At 52.2% G+C, this 17,240-nt stretch carries 17 protein-coding genes; 6 read left to right on the top strand and 11 right to left on the bottom strand.

The genetic code is table 11. From position 1 onward, the window contains the following. Positions 1-48: 48 nt before the first annotated feature. A complete protein-coding gene (gene opgC / locus PHE17_RS00085; RefSeq protein WP_301013736.1) occupies positions 49-1,233 on the top strand; it encodes an OpgC domain-containing protein in 1,185 nt (394 codons plus the stop codon). A gap of 24 nt (positions 1,234-1,257) precedes the next feature. Here opgC and ubiE read toward each other — a convergent pair whose 3' ends face one another. Further along, a complete protein-coding gene (ubiE, locus tag PHE17_RS00080) occupies positions 1,258-2,010 on the bottom strand; it encodes a bifunctional demethylmenaquinone methyltransferase/2-methoxy-6-polyprenyl-1,4-benzoquinol methylase UbiE (RefSeq protein WP_301013735.1) in 753 nt (250 codons plus the stop codon). A gap of 76 nt (positions 2,011-2,086) precedes the next feature. On the opposite strand from ubiE, the gene PHE17_RS00075 reads away from it, so the two are divergent. After that, positions 2,087-2,446 (top strand): hypothetical protein, encoded by a 360-nt coding sequence (locus tag PHE17_RS00075; protein ID WP_301013734.1) that lies wholly within the window; start codon positions 2,087-2,089, stop codon positions 2,444-2,446. Positions 2,447-2,565: 119 nt separating this feature from the next. Further along, positions 2,566-2,880, top strand: a complete 315-nt coding sequence (locus PHE17_RS00070) for a hypothetical protein (RefSeq protein WP_301013733.1) — start codon at positions 2,566-2,568, stop codon at positions 2,878-2,880. A gap of 12 nt (positions 2,881-2,892) precedes the next feature. Here PHE17_RS00070 and PHE17_RS00065 read toward each other — a convergent pair whose 3' ends face one another. The 6 genes from PHE17_RS00065 to PHE17_RS00040 form a co-directional block, all read right to left on the bottom strand. Beyond that, on the bottom strand, positions 2,893-3,771 hold the full coding sequence (locus tag PHE17_RS00065) for an A24 family peptidase (RefSeq protein ID WP_301013732.1): 879 nt from the start codon (positions 3,769-3,771) through the stop codon (positions 2,893-2,895). Between the two features lie 17 nt (positions 3,772-3,788). Continuing rightward, complete coding sequence (locus PHE17_RS00060) at positions 3,789-5,009, bottom strand: type II secretion system F family protein (RefSeq protein ID WP_301013731.1); 1,221 nt, start codon at positions 5,007-5,009, stop codon at positions 3,789-3,791. Positions 5,010-5,129: 120 nt separating this feature from the next. Further along, positions 5,130-6,845, bottom strand: coding sequence for a type IV-A pilus assembly ATPase PilB (pilB, locus tag PHE17_RS00055; RefSeq protein WP_301013730.1), 1,716 nt, complete (start codon positions 6,843-6,845; stop codon positions 5,130-5,132). A 117-nt stretch (positions 6,846-6,962) separates the two neighbouring features. Next, positions 6,963-7,712, bottom strand: coding sequence for a TfpX/TfpZ family type IV pilin accessory protein (gene tfpZ / locus PHE17_RS00050; protein WP_301013729.1), 750 nt, complete (start codon positions 7,710-7,712; stop codon positions 6,963-6,965). Between the two features lie 25 nt (positions 7,713-7,737). Further along, positions 7,738-8,190, bottom strand: a complete 453-nt coding sequence (locus tag PHE17_RS00045; protein ID WP_301013728.1) for a prepilin-type N-terminal cleavage/methylation domain-containing protein — start codon at positions 8,188-8,190, stop codon at positions 7,738-7,740. Positions 8,191-8,266: 76 nt separating this feature from the next. Continuing rightward, positions 8,267-8,725: a pilin gene (locus PHE17_RS00040; RefSeq protein ID WP_363320048.1), complete on the bottom strand. Its 459-nt coding sequence runs from the start codon at positions 8,723-8,725 to the stop codon at positions 8,267-8,269. A gap of 299 nt (positions 8,726-9,024) precedes the next feature. On the opposite strand from PHE17_RS00040, the gene PHE17_RS00035 reads away from it, so the two are divergent. The 3 genes from PHE17_RS00035 to acs all read left to right on the top strand — a co-directional run bounded on the left by PHE17_RS00035 (position 9,025) and on the right by acs (position 13,329). Then, on the top strand, positions 9,025-10,434 hold the full coding sequence (locus tag PHE17_RS00035; RefSeq protein WP_301013727.1) for an O-antigen ligase family protein: 1,410 nt from the start codon (positions 9,025-9,027) through the stop codon (positions 10,432-10,434). A gap of 51 nt (positions 10,435-10,485) precedes the next feature. Next, on the top strand, positions 10,486-11,232 hold the full coding sequence (locus tag PHE17_RS00030) for an ATP-binding protein (protein ID WP_301013725.1): 747 nt from the start codon (positions 10,486-10,488) through the stop codon (positions 11,230-11,232). 150 nt (positions 11,233-11,382) lie between these two features. Further along, positions 11,383-13,329 carry an acetate--CoA ligase gene (acs, locus tag PHE17_RS00025; RefSeq protein ID WP_301013724.1) on the top strand — a complete coding sequence of 649 codons (1,947 nt, stop codon included), beginning with the start codon at positions 11,383-11,385 and terminating at the stop codon, positions 13,327-13,329. 63 nt (positions 13,330-13,392) lie between these two features. On the opposite strand, the gene PHE17_RS00020 is transcribed toward acs, so the two are convergent. The 4 genes from PHE17_RS00020 to PHE17_RS00005 form a co-directional block, all read right to left on the bottom strand. Next, positions 13,393-13,689, bottom strand: coding sequence for a DUF2288 domain-containing protein (locus PHE17_RS00020; RefSeq protein ID WP_301013723.1), 297 nt, complete (start codon positions 13,687-13,689; stop codon positions 13,393-13,395). A gap of 113 nt (positions 13,690-13,802) precedes the next feature. Then, positions 13,803-14,690 carry a hypothetical protein gene (locus tag PHE17_RS00015; protein WP_301013722.1) on the bottom strand — a complete coding sequence of 296 codons (888 nt, stop codon included), beginning with the start codon at positions 14,688-14,690 and terminating at the stop codon, positions 13,803-13,805. A gap of 165 nt (positions 14,691-14,855) precedes the next feature. Beyond that, positions 14,856-16,163, bottom strand: a complete 1,308-nt coding sequence (locus PHE17_RS00010; protein WP_301013721.1) for a glycosyltransferase — start codon at positions 16,161-16,163, stop codon at positions 14,856-14,858. A 94-nt stretch (positions 16,164-16,257) separates the two neighbouring features. Further along, positions 16,258-17,240: hypothetical protein (locus PHE17_RS00005; protein WP_301013720.1), on the bottom strand; the 983-nt coding region annotated here is incomplete at its 5' end.

Here is a 17,240-nt window from a genome sequence, read left to right as displayed (position 1 = left end):
ATTTCTTTGTAACCGTAACCGCCGAGTAGGCAAGGAAGTAAGGTTTTAATGAACCGAGACCTGTCGTTGGACATCTTAAGGGGGATCATGCTGATCATTATGGCGGCTGATCACTTCGGCGAGCCGGTGTTCCAGCATTTGTATGAGTTTGCCGGTTACGTGAGTGCCGCCGAGGGCTTTGTGTTCCTTTCTGGGATGTTGGTTGCCTTGGTTTATAGCCGTTACCACAACGCTGGTGGGGCGCTGCTGGAACAGCGGGTTTGGCATCGCGCCGGGGTCATTTACCTGTATCACCTGATGGTCTTGCTGGCGGTGTTTGTGTTTACCGTGCTGACGGACATTTCCGGGGCGTATTGGAAAAGTTTCGCCACGGAAATGCAGGCGGAGCCGATCCGGGGATTATTGTCGGGGGTATTCCTGACCTATAAGCCGCCGATGCTGGATGTCTTGCCTTTGTACGTCATCCTGATGCTGTTTGCCCCGTTTGCCTTGCGTTGGATGACGCAATACCGCCATGTTGGGGTAACGATGGTGCTGCTGGGGAGTGGCGGTATTTGGTGGGCGGCGCAGTATATGTTCGGCGATACCTTGCAGGCGTTGTTGCCGGGGGCGCTGATGCTGCGTACTGGTGCTTTCCATCTGTTGGGGTGGCAGTTCGTGTTTGTGTTAGGGATGGTGCTGGGTTTCCTGCGGTTTGACAGTAAAGATGCTTTTCCACGGGTCAATGGTTGGTTGGTCGCCTTGAGCGTTGCCCTTGTGGTTTACCTGTTCCTGCAACGGCACGGTTATCTGCATGAAGCCGCGCAACATTCGCCGTTGTTGGCGTGGTTACAGGAATACCGCCATATTGCCCGCGATAACATGGCGTGGATGCGTTTGCTGAATTTCCTCGCGTTTGTCTATATTGCGGCTACGCTGATTGCGTTGCATAAGCGTTATGGCATTTTTAACTGGTTGGCGTTGCCGGGGCGCTGGTTGGCGTTTTTGGGACAGCATTCCTTGCAGGTGTTTGCTTACCATCTGGTGGTGTTGTATTGCTACATCCCGTTCCGCTGGGGGGATTGGGCGCTCAGCGATAACCAGAAATGGGTGTTGCTGGTGGTGTTCCTCGCCAGCTTGAGCTTGCCTGCGTGGTGGCATCAGCGTTACCTGAAGCAGAAAAAGGCGTCTGCAAACCGGGATTTACAGGATAAAAGGATTAACGCGATGGGAGCACTTCCCCAATCTTGCTAATCCCTAAATCCTGTGAATCTTAGTTCAGAACTTGAAGCCCCTGTGCAAGGCTACGATGCCGCCGGTCATGTTGGTGTAAGTGACACGTTCAAACCCGGCGGCTTCCATCATGCCTTTGAGCGTTTCTTGGTCAGGATGCATACGGATGGATTCCGCTAAATAGCGGTAACTTTCTTCGTCATTGGCAATCAGTTTGCCCATCAGTGGCAGCAGTTTGAAAGAATACTGGTCGTAAATCGGCCCTAAACCCGGTACGGCAGGTTTGGAAAATTCCAGCACCAGCAAGCGCCCGCCCGGTTTCAATACCCGGTACATGGAGCGTAAGGCCGCATCTTTATCGGTCACATTACGTAAGCCAAAGGCAATGGTAATGATGTCGAAATGGTTGCTGGCAAACGGTAGGCATTCCGCATTGGCTTGCACGTAGCGTACATTCCCGCCAATTCCCATATCAGTCAGGCGTTCCCGCCCGTTTTCCAGCATCGAAGCATTGATGTCGGAAAGGATCACTTCTCCTTCATCCCCCACGATCCGCGCAAACTTGGAAGCCAAGTCACCCGTACCGCCTGCGAGGTCAAGCACGCGGTTGCCACGTTTCGCCCCGGCGACATCAATGGTGTGGCGTTTCCACAGCCGATGGACACCGAATGACATTACGTCGTTCATTACGTCGTACTTATCGGCTACTGAGTGAAACACGCCCGCGACTCGGTTAGCTTTTTCCTTGACGGGCACTTGTTGAAAACCGAAGTGGGTGGTTTGTTGCTGTTCTGTCATGCGGCATGGTTCCAGATTAAGTCGGGCTTTGCAGGCATTGTAACAGGCTAAAGCCTTTTCTTCATGGAGTTGGATTATGAAAAAGTTGATTGCAGGTTTTGTTTTGGTGTTTATGGCGGCTCCCGCTGCACAAGCTTGGACGGGCGGTATCGAAGATATGCGTGCGATGGAAGCCAACCAGCGTGGGCCAGTGGTAAGGATTAAAAGCCATACGGTTTCCACCTGTCGGTGTCATGCCCGTTGCAAGCCAGTGGTGCATCGTGGGCAGCAGTGCCGTCTCCGCCCCCACAATGCTCCCGGCGCACATCAGGTTGTGCAACGTGCCGTTGCTCCGCCTCCGCCAAGTACTCACATTGCCCAACGGGTGGTCAGCGAAAAAATCTATGTGCAGAATGTGAAACGCTACCCTGCAAAGGTTTGCCCTACAGCGCGTTGAATACGGCTAGCATTAGTCACACTACCTATTGGTGTTGAGCATATATTGCACAGATCCTGCCGTTTTCGGTGGATATGTGCTATTTCAAAGGGAAGTACCGTTAACACATAGGGAATGACATGAAAAAAGAAACTGTTTTGGCATTGTTGTTAGGCGTGTCCTTGACGGCATTCGCTTTTCCGGTCAGCGCGGAAGATGCTGCCCAACCGGCTGACCCGATGGCGGCTTACTATTACAACGCACCCGCGAATAGTTGGTATGCGGCGAAGATCAAGCCCAAGCTGAAGGCGCAAATGCGGGCAAAGGTTCCCGCTGCACCGCCTGCCGAGGTAGCTGCTCCCAGCTATACGATGCCAACCAATACGCCGGTAGCCAGAAGCGTGGAGCCCATGCAGGCGCTTCCGTTTTGGGCGGATGTGCCTGCTAAAAAGTAATGTTTCCGCTGCTTAAAATGGCATGAAAATGCGAGTCATGTAGGCAAGGATGCCTTCATGCCATACCACAGCTACAAATCCTGCCAGTGCCAGCCACGGGCCGAAGGGCATGGGGAGGCTTTCGCCCTTGCCTTTCACCAGCATCCACAAAATGCCGAATACTGCACCAAACAGGGAAGATGCGAAAATCACGAAAGGCAGGATTTGCCAACCACCCCATGCCCCCAGTGCCGCCAGCAGTTTGAAATCACCATAACCCATGCCTTCCTTGCCCGTCAGTAAGCGGAACAAGTGGAAAATTGACCACAGTGACAGGTAGCCAAAGGCAGCGCCTAATACCGCATCCGGTAATGGGACAATCAGGCCATTCATGTTCAGCAATAAGCCCGCCCACAACAAGGGATAAGTCAGCATGTCGGGCAACAACATGGTTTTTGCGTCAATCACCGACAGTGCAATCAGTGTCCACGTAAAGCCCAGCAGGGCAAGTAAGAGGATGCCGTAGCCTGCTTCCCACGCAATCAGTATTGAGATCAGGGCGGTTGCCAATTCAATCAGGGGGTATTGCGCAGAAATGGGGGTCTTACACCCTGCACATTTGCCACCAAGAAACAGGTAGCTGAATAGTGGGATGTTTTCCAGCGCAGTAATACTATGCCCACAAGTGGGACATTGGGAACGCGGTGTCACCAGATTAAAGTGCCCCGGTGTCATTTCCAGCGCTTGTTGCTGGTCTTGCCATTCGTGGCAATCCTGTTTCCACTGGCGTTCCAGAATGATTGGTAAGCGGTAGATGACTACGTTGAGGAAGCTGCCAATCAACAACGAAAACAGTCCAGTGATAGCCAGCAGCCAAGCTTTGCTAGTGCTTAATAAGTAAATTAATTCCATTCTTTTTCTTCTGGTGGTTAGACCACTGCCCCAAGTTTGAAAATCGGTAGGTACATCGCAATGACCAAGCCGCCCACGATGACGCCCAAGACCGCCATGATCAGGGGTTCGATCTGTTTGGATAAGGTATCCACCAGATTGTCGACCTGTTCTTCGTAATAATCGGCTACTTTGCCCAGCATGTCTTCTAAGCGCCCGGATTCTTCACCGATGTGGGTCATTTGGATCACAAAATTGGGGAAAACCTGCGTGGTTTGCATCGCTGTGTTTAATTGTACACCGCTGGCAATATCATTTTTCATTTGAAATATGGCGTCTTCATAAATCGCGTTGCCTGCTGCGCCTGCAACAGAATCCATCGACTCAACCAAGGGTACGCCTGCTGCAAACATGGTAGATAGGGTGCGCGAAAAACGGGCAATGGCTGATAAGTTAAGGATATTCCCTACAATTGGCAATTTTAGTGAAACCCTGTCAAGGAAACGGTCGAATGACCTCGAATTGCGTTTGGCGGTGGCAAAACTGTAGCCGATAGCAACCATGCCCAGTAATGGTGCCCACCAATAGGCTTGCAACCAGTCAGAGATGCCGATGACAAATAGGGTGAAGGCCGGTAGGTCAGCGCCGAAGCTGCTGAACACTTCCTTGAATTGCGGAATGACCCAAATCAGCAGGATAGCAGAGACGACTACAGCGGCAATAATGACAATAATTGGATACATCATCGCTTTTTTGACTTTGCCCTTGAGCGCCTCGCTTTTTTCCTTATAGGTGGCTACTTTCTCCAACATGGCTTCAAGTGTACCCGCCTGTTCGCCTGCCTTGACCAGATTCACGAACAGTTTGTCGAAATATTTAGGCTGTCGTGACAGTGATTCCCCAAGGCTTGCGCCGTTTTCGATGTCAATGGCTATTTTTTTTACTAGGTCACGGACGGAAGGGTTGCTGGTGCTGGTGGCAATCATTTGTAAGGACTGTACCATCGGCACGCCGGAACGCATCATCGTGGTCAATTGGCGGGCAAAATGGGCGATGTCTGCCGGTTTGATCGCAGGTTTGAACAGTGTTGCTGGTTTGCGGTAAACCCGTCCGGGGTTTATACCTTTACGCCGCAACTCCGCCCTTAGCCAGTTAGGGTTAACGGCTTGGGTTTCTCCGCGTATCTTGACGCCATTACGGTTTACACCTTCCCAGACGTACACGGGGCGTTGCGCGGATGGGGTGGCGGCTGCTGGCATACTTTTTCTTGAGGAAGAACTGGTCTGCATGAGCTTGCTTCTGTGTTATTTTTATAATCTTGCCCCGAGTGTAACACGACATAGCCGGTGGGGCTTTGCTTTGCAGATAATTGGTAAGCCTTAGTCGGTAGTGACTCGCGCCAGTTCTGCCAGCGAGGTAATGCCCAAACGGACTTTTTCCAGCCCCGCCCGGCGTAAGTCGAGGATACCTTCCTTGCGTGCTTGGTCCGCTAGTTCCATGGAATTGCAGCCATTCATGACCATGCGCCCCATGTCGGGGGAAATCGGCATAACTTGATAGATGCCGACCCGGCCTTTGTAGCCGTGGGAACATTCCGTGCAGCCGTAGGGTTCGTAGATTTTCAGGGTGTTCACTTCTTCGGGCTGGAACCCCAGTTTGATGAGTGCTTCACCCGGTATGTCGGCAGGGCGTTTGCACTTTTCGCATAAACGTCGGGCAAGGCGTTGGGCAATAATCAGGTGTACGGATGAGGCGATATTGAACGGCGGAACGCCCATGTTCAACAAGCGCGTCAGGGTTTCCGGGGCGCTATTGGTATGCAGGGTGGAAAGCACCAAGTGCCCGGTTTGCGCGGCTTTGACAGCAATTTCTGCCGTTTCGAGGTCGCGGATTTCCCCCACCATGATCACGTCCGGGTCTTGGCGCAGGAAAGCCCGTAAGGCATCAGCAAAAGATAGCCCGACTCTGGGGTTGACGTTGACTTGGTTGACGCCGGGCATGTTGATTTCTGCCGGGTCTTCGGCGGTTGAAATGTTCCTTTCCGGGGTATTGAGGATGCCTAAGCCAGTGTAAAGGGTGACGGTTTTGCCGCTCCCGGTTGGCCCTGTTACGAGGATCATGCCATCCGATTTTTGCAGGGCTTTCATGAAATCTTGTTGTTGGCGTGGGTCAAAGCCAAGCTTTTCAACCCCCAGCGCGGCATTGGAAGAGTCGAGTATCCGCATGACCACCTTTTCACCGAACAAGGTCGGCAGGGTATTGACGCGGAAATCAATTTTTTTCTTGGCATTCAGGGTGAAACGGATACGCCCGTCTTGGGGCACGCGGCGTTCTGAAATATCCATACGGGCAAGCACTTTGATGCGCGAAATCAATTGCTGTGCAGCGTCATTGGGAGGGGTGGCAACCACTTGCAGGATGCCGTCGATGCGGTAACGGATGCGCAGGCTTTTTTCAAACACTTCCAAGTGAATGTCGGATGCTTTGGCATTGATGGCGTGCGCCAGTAGCTTGTCGAGGAACTCAACAACCGCCGATTCTTCGTTGTCGCTTTTGGCTTTGAGTTCGCGCGTATCCAGCACGATGGCGTCTGCGGAAACGGGTGAGGCGGTATTTGCTTTGGTGTTTGCCGGTGTTGTGGCAGTTATTTCGCCGTTATCGGGGTGCAGGTAGCGTTGTAATTTATCGTACTCGACAAACACAGGTTCGGGCACGAGGCCAGTGGCGAATTTGACATCATCCAGATTGGTCAGGAAAGAGGGGTCGGCAAGCCCCACCATCAAGGTTTTCCCACCGCGATACATCGGGACGAGATTGAGCTTTTTCATTTGCTCGGCATCAAGCAGGCTTGCCACTGCGGTAGAAATGTTGACTTGATCAATATCCACCATGCTCAAGCCGTATTCCATGCTGGCGGCGTAAGCAATGTCTTTGGGCGATGCCAAGCGTGATTGGACGAGCCACGCAACCAGCGAGGTTTTGTCGGCGCGTGCTTTTTGCATGGCTTGGCTAGCCTGCTCTTGGTTCAGGATTTCCTGTTCGACCAGTTGCCGGAGCAGGCCGGGTAGCGGGATGGATGATGTTAGCGGAATCATGGGTCAGCTTGTTATGTTGTTATGATGACATGCTTTGCATGATAGCGCGTTGAAAATGGCTGGGGAATGAATTGCCGCAACGGGACGACGTGCGGCAGTTTGTTGCATTGCAATAGGCTACCCTAATTGCCACGGGTTGATGTCAATCACACCCACGGGCTTGCCTGTTTCTCGGCTAAGTGCCCAGATTACATCTTTTTCCTTGCCGCTCAAGGGAAGGAAGGCGTAGTCGCTGGCAGTCTTGCCGTGTTCGCTCAGGAATTGCGCCAGTTTTTGTCGGTTGTTGTCAGAAGATGTTAATTTCTCAGCGGCAATACCATGCTTCAGTACATCTTGTATGAATTTTTCAAAGGGTTCGTAGTACTCTGGGCGTGCGTCAATGTCTGGCTTGCCAGATAGTACTTCAAATACAATGGCTTGCGTTATTTTTGGGTCTGTGGGGGGCTTGACGTAAACAAACTTGGGTTTCCACCAGCCCGAAACGTTTAATTCTTTATGTTTTGTTTTTGCTGAATTTACATCTGTCACATTGATAAGTGTAAAACGATCTACCGTATAGGCTACGTACACGGGGTGGCCTTGATAAATCGTGAACATGCCGTAAGCGAGAGCAGCAATTTGTACTAGTCCAATAAAAGTCAAATCAAATTTTAAGCTGGGTTTCTGAGGCTTAAATACAACAAATGTAAGAAGTGGACCGAGAATAAGGTCAACAGTCAGTAAAATTATAATAATATCTTTTAGTCCAGAGATTTCGAGGAGTGGCGATGGATACCAGATTTTTATGGAAAATATCAAGAAGCAGCCAACAATAAATGTACTAATAGTTAAATGAATTGAGAGTGCTTTTAGTTTTTCTTTAAACATGGCAGTGTTACCTTGGTCTGTTAGCTTAAATGCGGCAAGCGGCAGGTCGATAAATCTGGTCTAGTGTTCCACCTTGGCACTCTACGGTAATGTGGTTCGCGGTTGTGGTGAAATTAAAAATAATAGTGTCTCCATTGGCATTTGTTCCCATGTTTTTGAATACGACTAGGATGTTGGCGTTGTCTGGGCTGATTTTGTTATAAGTCGCACTGCTAATGAATTTTGAAGACATCATCATGTTCTCAATGTCTGTCATGATTTGTTCAGATTCTTCGGGCATAGTGGCAACCCCGTAGTAGGCTTCCCATATAGTTGTTTTGGCAGCATCTATGAACTGTAGTGCTTCGAATGTTTTTGCGCGGATGGCATAATTTTGATAGGTGGGAAGTGCAATTGCAGCAAGAAACCCGATAATGCCAACAGCCATCATGAGTTCAATAAGCGTAAAACCTTGTTCGTTCCTCTTTTTTGCTTGCATGATTGGCCTCCACTTGACTTCCGATAAAAGCAAACCCGCACAGGGCGGGCTTACTTCTAGCCTAAGCAGTTAGGTATTAGCTACCAGTACGGCAAGTGGCAGGACGATATTTGTTGGCTAAAGTGCCGCCAGTACAGCCCATAGTCATTTGGTTAGCATCGCCAGTGAAAACAAGAACCATGGTTTTAGCGTTTGCTTGTGTACCTACGTTTTCAAGCGTAGTTGTGATGGTTGCAATGTCAGCAGATGTTTGGGCATAGGTTGTGCCTGTCATGTATTGTGAAGCATCCATCGTGGCTTTTAGACCAGTCACGATGTCATTGGCAGCGGCTGGCATTGTGCCACGGGCATAATAGTCTTCCGCTAGCGTGGTTTTTACTGCTGCTGAGTGACCCAGAACTTCAGAAACTTTGGAACGGACGGTGTAATCTTGGTATGCAGGCAGTGCAACAGCAGCCAAAATACCGATGATGGCAACAACGATCATCAATTCGATCAGGGTGAAGCCTTGTTGGGCTTTTGCTTTCATGCTCATTTGAATCATTCCTTATTATTAGGATTAGTTGGGGTTTTATTTAATGTCCTGAAGACACACTGAGTAATGCAGAATACGTGCCAAGTTCCTGTCGATGATTAGCGGTTCGGTTTTCTGGATTTTCGGTGTTTTTGGTGGGTTTTGGGTAATCCCTTTGTCAGATTTTGACAGCATGTTGATAGGTTGTGACACTGACAGTCCGTGTGGGCATTGGTGGTTTGGTTGTTATTTCGGCTGTATGGCAAGCGGGTGTTATGGTAGAGTTTTGCGCTCAACCAATAATAATTAAAAGAGTTGTTATGATGCGCAATGTGTTGCTTGCCCTAATTTTCTTCTGTTTGCTGATGCTTACAGTGCTGCCCTTTGAGTTGGCGGCTCCTTACCACGATTCACAACGTCTTATCAGCACGGTAATGGTGGCTGTAGCGCTCAGTGCCAGCATCTGGTTCGCGCGGTTGTCGCGTAGGGCGCTGTGGGGACTCGTAGGGTTGTATGTGTATGGTGGTTTGCAGGTGGTGTTTTCCCCCATTGCGGTCTGGTCGCTGGTCGAGTTTTCTCTGTTGTTTTCAGTCGTGTTGTTGGCAGTAACGCTCCTTTCCGAAGTTAGTCGGCGGGACATGACAGTACTGGCGGTATTTTTTACGCTGATCCAAGCGTTTTACCTTACCCGTAATCTGACCAACTATGTCTTTGTGATGGCGACAGGGGCTGAGTTGGATGCTTTCGCATTGGTAGACGGTTTTTCCAATGTCCGGTTTTATGGTCAGTTTTTGCTGTGGACAATACCTTTTGTGTTAGGGGTGTTGGTGACGCATGAGCGTTTGCCTTACCGCTATGCCATTGTTGCTGTCCTGAGTCTTGGTTGGGGATTTGAGTTTTTGACAGGAACACGGGCATTCGTTTTGGGGATGCTGGTGAGTGTGCCAGTTGTGGCATGGGTAGCCAGAGGGTATGGGTGGCGTTACTTGCAATATTGTGTACCGACGGCTGCGCTAGGGTTTGGGGTGTACTATTTAATGGCATTTGTTTTGCCAGAATGGCTTGGAAATGCCGATAAGATGACGGCGATGCTGGCGCAGTCTGTTGGGCGGGATGTGGCTTCATCACATGACCGGATAACCTTGTGGTTGGATGCAGCTAGGTTGATGTTAGCGCATCCTTTATGGGGGGCGGGGCCTATGTCCACTGCCGTGCAGGGTGTTTCTGATATTGCGGCGCATCCCCATAACTATGTGGTGCAGTTGATGGCTGAATGGGGAATGCCTTTTACGTTGTTACTCGCTGTTGCGGCAATAAGGGGAATTATCCGCTGGAGGCAATGTGTACAGGTTGATGCAGTTGGGCGTGCGCCATTGGCAGTGCCTATTGCTGCTTCTGCCGGAGCGGTATCCGTTGGCGGTTTGGTGGATGGTTTCTTGGTAATGCCAGTCAGTTTGATTTACATGACGCTGGTATTGGCAGTGGCGGTGGGGTTGTGGCGTAAATGGACGCCGCAGGTGGAAAGAATGCCTATCCCGGTATGGGGAGCAGCATTGTTATTGCTGCCTGCATTATTTCTGGCGGCATTCACCGGCGTCAGTTGGTCGGGGGTAATGGGAGATGATGTGGCGGTGACAGGATTCCATGCGCTGGATGATGGTCATCCGAGGTTTTGGATACGTGGGCGGATTGTGGTCGAGAATTGGGAGCAGTTGTTGTGTTCGTCCTGATTGGGCGATATGTTAATACGCTTTTAAACCCTGTCTGAAAGTGAGTACAACGTGGCTCCAACCGCCTTCGTCAGCCCGCCCAAATCCCTGCTACGCCAAGTTGGCAAAGCCATTGGCGATTACCAACTCATCCGCGCGGGCGACCGCATCCTGTTGGGTTTGTCCGGCGGAAAGGATTCGCTGGCGCTGCTGCACATTTTGCGCCATTTCCAACGCCATGCGCCGATCCGCTTTGAGTTTGCTGCCGTCACCATTGACCCGCAGTCGGACAGTTTCGACCCCTCCGCGCTGATTCCGTACATGGAAAGCCTTGGCGTTCCCTACCACTACGTGCGTGAGCCGATTGTGGAGCTGGCGGAAACGCACATGGATAACGATTCCTACTGTGCCTTTTGTTCGCGCATGAAACGGGGCTTGATGTACCGCACGGCGCGTGAACACGGTTACAACGTGCTGGCATTGGCGCAACATCTGGACGATCTGGCGGAAAGTTTCCTCATGTCGGCGTTTCACGGTGGGCGGCTGAAAACCATGAAGGCACATTACCGTATTGATGCTGGGGATTTACGGGTGATCCGTCCGCTGGTGTTGGTGCGCGAACGCCAAACGGCAGATTTTGCTAAGGCTGCGGCGTTGCCAGTGATCGTGGAAAACTGCCCAATGTGTTTCGATATGCCCACCCAGCGCCAGCATATGAAGGAATTGTTGGCGGCAGAAGAGCGCCAAAACCCGAATATGTTTAAAAGCCTGTTGACAGCTATGCAGCCTTTGATGCGTGTAGGGCTGGAAAACACATGAATTGTCGACAATCTTAGGTTTTTTGTCCGTGTGGCTGGACACTGGCTGCTTATTATATGAAGATACGGTCACAACAATTACACATAGCCTGCGGCATCACAGAACTGTAGAGATAGAGAGTTACGCGACTAGATTGAGGAGTCTACAATAATGTCCGAAGTAAAAACCTTTCCTGTCCCCGCCGAATTTGCAGCACAGGCCAATATCAACGCAGAACAATATGCTGCCATGTATCAACAGTCTGTTGATGATCCGGCTGGTTTCTGGGGCGAACAGGCCGAAAAATACCTGAGCTGGTCCAAAAAATGGGACAAGGTACTCGACTGGAGTTTTGCCGCCGATGACCTGCACATCAACTGGTTCACTGGCGGTAAACTGAACGTTTCCTACAACTGCCTTGACCGTCACCTCGACACTCGTGGCGACCAAGTGGCGATCATTTGGGAAGGCGACAACCCGAACGAAGACCGCAAAATCACTTACCGTGAATTGCACGCAGAGGTATCCAAATTCGCTAACGTGCTGAAAGGCCGTGGGGTGAAAAAGGGCGACCGTGTTTCCATCTACCTGCCGATGATCCCGGAAGCAGCCGTTGCAATGCTGGCTTGCGCCCGTATCGGTGCGATGCATTCTATCGTATTCGGTGGTTTCTCCCCGGATGCACTGCGTGACCGTATCCAAGATGCGGAATGCGCCGTGGTCATTACTTCCGACCAATCCATGCGCGGTGGCAAAAAAGTGCCATTGAAAGGCAACGCCGATAAAGCGATGGATCAGTGCCCAACTGTCCACACTTGTATCGTTGTCCAACGCGGTGGCGACCCAGTTAAGTGGAATGACAACCGTGACATCTGGTATCACGACGCGATGGCTGCGGCTGATGCGGTTTGTGAACCAGAAGACATGGATGCTGATGACCCACTCTTCATCCTTTACACTTCCGGTTCCACAGGTAAGCCTAAAGGCGCATTGCACACCACTGGCGGCTACTTGCTGCAAGCGGCAATGACCCACAAAACCGTATTTGACTATAAAGACGGCGAAGTTTACTGGTGTACGGCTGACGTAGGTTGGGTAACAGGCCACTCCTACATCGTTTACGGCCCACTGGCGAACGGCGCAACGTCGCTGATGTTTGAAGGCATCCCAACTTACCCAGATGCTGGGCGTTTCTGGGATGTGTGCGACAAGCATGACGTTTCCATTTTCTACACTGCGCCAACTGCGATCCGTATGCTGATGGGCATGGGCGAAGCGTTTGTTGACCGCGCCAAACTGAGCAAACTGCGCCTGTTGGGTACGGTTGGTGAACCGATCAACCCAGAAGCATGGCACTGGTACAACCGTGTAGTAGGCCGCAACCGTTGCCCAATCGTGGACACTTGGTGGCAGACTGAAACCGGCGCACACATGCTGACCCCGCTGCCGGGCGTAACTGCGCTGAAACCGGGTTCTGCTACCACCCCATTCTTCGGCGTGCAACCTTGCCTGCTGGATGAAAAAGGTGAAGAAATCGAAGGCTGCCCAGCCGAAGGTTTCTTGGCGATCAAAGCGCCGTGGCCTTCCATGATGCGTACCGTATACGGCGACCACAAGCGTTTCTTTGAAACCTATTTCGCCATGTATCCGGGCTACTACTTCACAGGTGACGGTGCTCGCCGTGACGAAGACGGTTACTACTGGATCACTGGGCGCGTCGATGACGTACTCAACATTTCCGGTCACCGTTTGGGTACGGCAGAAATCGAATCTGCACTGGTACTGCATCCGAAAGTGGCGGAAGCGGCAGTCGTTGGCTACCCACATGAACTGACAGGTCAAGGCATCTACGCTTACGTCACCCTGATGGCGGGCGAAGAAGGCACGGATGAGCTGAAAGTTGAGCTGAACAATCTGGTACGTAAGGAAATCGGCCCAATTGCTAAGGTCAACATTATCCAGTGGGCACCTGGCCTGCCAAAAACCCGCTCCGGTAAAATCATGCGCCGTATCCTGCGTAAGATTGCTGCGAACGAAGTTGACGGTCTGGGCGATACCTCCACGCTGGCTGACCCAAGTGTTGTTGATAACCTGATCGGCAACCGCGAAAACAAGTAAACCCCGTTTGCTTGCTATAGCCTCTCGCCCGCTTCGCGGGGGAGAGGTTGGAGTAGGGGTTTTCTAATCCCGTTCCTGCACCAATACCCACGGTGCAACTACTACCGCCCACAGTTCTGGCTGGCGATCCACCCAATCCCGCGCATTATCATCTGACAATTTACTAATTTGTTGTGTGCTTAGCCACTGCTGTACTGCCGTGCTGTTATCTGCGGCAAAGCCTGCCGCGACTTCGATCAAATCCAATGCGGCTACCACATGAATGACCCGTCCGCCTGCGAAATAGCGTTCCAATTCAGGCCAAGTGATGCGGGCTGTTTCTAAGTTCAGGCGGTCAGTTAGGGGGAGTGCTTCTTCCATTAGGTTGTTCGCTGTTGGCAAAAGCGCATTTTAATGGAGATATTGGACGTATGGCATAAAAAAAGAGCCTGCGTAGGCAGGCTCTTGATGGGTGATGCAGTGGGCTAACTAACTTAGCCGCAGATGCCCCAGCCACGGGTAGGCGTGTGTCCGCTGCTGCCGCAACCACTGTTGGAATTGCCGCCAGCATTCCCGTGTGAATTGCCAGTACCGCAACCGTTGTTGGAGTTGCCATTGTTGTGGGAGCCACCAGCATTGCCGTGTGAATTGCCAGTACCGCAACCGTTGTTGGAGTTGCCGCCGTTGTGGGAGCCACCAGCATTGCCGTGTGAGTTGCCAGTACCGCAACCATTGTTGGAGCCATTGTTGTGGGAACCGCCAGCATTTCCATGTGAATTGCCAGTACCGCAACCGTTGTTGGAGTTGCCATTGTTGTGGGAACCACCAGCATTGCCGTGTGAGTCGTTAGTGCCGCAACTGCCACCTGTGCTGCCAGTGCCGGTGCTTCCGCCAGTGCTGCCAGTACCACAGCTACCACCTGTGCTACCAGTTCCAGTGCTTCCACCTGTGCTACCCGTGCCGCAAGTTCCTGTCCCAGTGGAGCAGACAGTACCGCCGGGGCTGACAGTGCCGTAGTTGCCGCTGTCGTAAGTGATGCCAGTGCTGCTATTAGTGTGGCTACCGCTACCCGTGCTGCCAGTAGTTCCGCAACCGCCGGTGCTGCCACCAGTATTGCCAGTGCCGCAACCACCAGTGCTGCCGCCGGTGCTGCCGCCGGTACTACCAGTGCCGCAGCCGCCTGAGTTGCCACCGTTGTTACCGGAGTTGCCATTGCCACAGATGCGGTGGAGCAAGTTTTGCACGAGGCTTGAAGGGCTGCCGCAACCATGGCTCAGGGCACTGGAAAAGCAATTGCCTTGGTTTCCTGTTGGCGTGGGGCGAGTAGGGGTGTTATTGGTGCTGCATGTGTTGGTCGGGTTATTTGAGATTGAAGTACACATCGTATATTCCTTTATAGACAGAGCAAATCGCGATATTTTCGACTTAAATGGCAGGTTTGTTAACATTGGCAAACCTGCCTTGGATAGTAGGTTTATTGAATCCCGCCCGGTTGTTCTTCAAAGATGAACGGGTGAATTTCCACGATAAGGCTGGAATCAATTGCGTTAAATTGTTACTAATCCCGATTGTTCCTGACCTTTTAATGCAACCAAATCGGCATGGACATAAAGGATATTATTTTGCTTATGCCAATCTGTTTGGAATGCCTGCCATAGGCGTGTGCCTTGGAATCGGCAATTTATTTCAGGGATAAGGCGTGCTTGTTCCCGTTGCGTGTAGTACCAGAATGAGTTGGCGTTCCAAAACGATTGGTGGGTTGGGTCTTGGAATGCGCCGCGCCCATCAGTTGAGGGCGTGCTGGAAATCAGCCAGCCACCGGGAACCAATACCCGATAGATTTCGTTCATCATTTCAATGGTTGAAAGCGGTTTCGGTTCCTGTGTTTGCGCATGTGGCAAGGTACTGTGGCGCTGTACGTGCTGCAAAAAATCAACCGCCCGCACGCATCCCACGGAGTTGTCGGGTAGCGGAATGCCGTAGCGTGGGTCGCCAGTGATGGGGGAATTTTCCAGTGCTACCTGTTGGTAGGCAGGTGGGCATTCCGCCGGATGACCGAGGTTGATCATTGGGTGGTTATGGCGGCGACACCATTCGGTAATGAGCTGGTAAGTGTATTTGTTGGATACTTCCTGCTGCATACGCTGGATGTCGTCGTTCATTTGCAGGTAGGAATTTTGATCGCCCTCTTGCAGCCGGTACAAATACAGGCACTCTGGAATGTGGTGGAATGCCGCGCCGGTCAGGTAGGTTCTGCACAGCAAGTCATGGTCATCAACCACATGCATTTTAGGGTCGTGTCCGCCCGCCTTAAAGTAGGCATCCCGCGACCACACCCGCACATGGTTGGGGGCATGGAAGATCAGGTGCAAGGAACAGGCATTGGTGGCGAATGCACGCATGGCGGTGTAAGTGTGCCCACGGAATTCAAAGGGGTAGTTTTTCCAGCCATAGGCTTCACCAAAAATCTGGCAGCTTCCATCAGGGTAGAAGTTGGTGAAATCGGAGTAAATAAAGCCAGAGCCGGTGTCTGTTGCGGCTTGGTCAATGGCTTTGAGGGCGTTGGGGGTGAGGATGTCATCGTGGTCTAACTCAATGAAATAGTCACCGCTGCATTGCTGGCAGGCAAATAATTTGAGTGCGCCAATACCTTGTTTGGCAAGTTCGGTTGATGCTGGAATAACTTTGACTTGGGGGTGTGATGCGATGTGCTTGGGTATTTCTACCGTTGAGCCGTTGGCGCTATTGGGGATGATGACCCATTCCCAGTCGGAAAAGGATTGTTCCAGTAGGGATTCAAAAGCGTCGTTAAGGTAAATGGGGCGGTGTGTTGGGGTGAAAATACTGAGACGCATGAATATAACTCCTGCTATTTTTTATGTTGTGAGCTAGACGGTATTTAAGTTTATAGGGTTTATGTATTGAGGTAATTACCGTTGGTCTAGCATTTTAATACTTGTGTCCATCTATAAAAAAGGCCCCGCAAGGGGGGAACCCTGCGGAGCCTTTTATTAGTTCGGGGAGCTGATTAGCACCAGCCGCGAACCCATGCTTGAACGTCTGCTGCGTTGATCTTGCAGTCGTGGTTGATGTCGCCAACATTGCAGGCGAACCAATCCATGAAGCCTTGACCGTTGGAGCCGTTAGCACCTTGAGCGCCGGTAGCGCCTTGAGCACCAGTTGCACCAGTTGCACCTTGAGCGCCGGTAGCACCTTGAGCACCAGTCGCGCCAGTTGCACCTTGAGCGCCGGTAGCGCCTTGAGCACCACTTGCACCTGTAGCGCCGGTAGCGCCTTGAGCACCAGTTGCACCTTGAGCGCCGGTAGCGCCTTGAGCACCAGTTGCGCCTTGAGCGCCGGTAGCGCCTTGAGCGCCGGTAGCGCCTTGAGCACCAGTCGCGCCTTGAGCGCCGGTAGCGCCTTGAGCGCCGGTAGCACCTTGAGCACCAGTCGCGCCAGTGCAGCCTGTAGCGCCAGTTGCACCTTGAGCGCCGGTAGCGCCTTGAGCACCAGTTGCACCAGTTGCGCCTTGAGCGCCGGTAGCGCCGGTAGCGCCGGTAGCGCCGGTAGCGCCTTGAGCGCCTTGAGCGCCGGTAGCGCCTTGAGCACCAGTTGCACCTTGAGCGCCGGTAGCGCCTTGAGCACCAGTAGCGCCTTGAGCGCCGGTAGCACCAGTTGCGCCGGTAGCACCTTGAGCACCAGTTGCGCCTTGAGCGCCGGTAGCACCTTGAGCACCAGTCGCGCCAGTGCAGCCTGTAGCGCCAGTTGCACCTTGAGCGCCGGTAGCGCCTTGAGCGCCAGTTGCACCTGTAGCGCCGGTAGCGCCTTGAGCACCAGTTGCGCCTTGAGCGCCGGTAGCGCCTTGAGCACCAGTTGCGCCTTGAGCGCCGGTAGCGCCTTGAGCGCCGGTAGCACCAGTCGCGCCTTGAGCG

It is taken from the genome of Thiothrix sp., assembly GCF_028714775.1.
Taxonomy (GTDB): Bacteria; Pseudomonadota; Gammaproteobacteria; order Thiotrichales; family Thiotrichaceae; genus Thiothrix.
The sequence above is the reverse complement of the archived record's forward strand: the minus strand, read 5'-3'. Positions and strand labels throughout refer to the sequence as shown.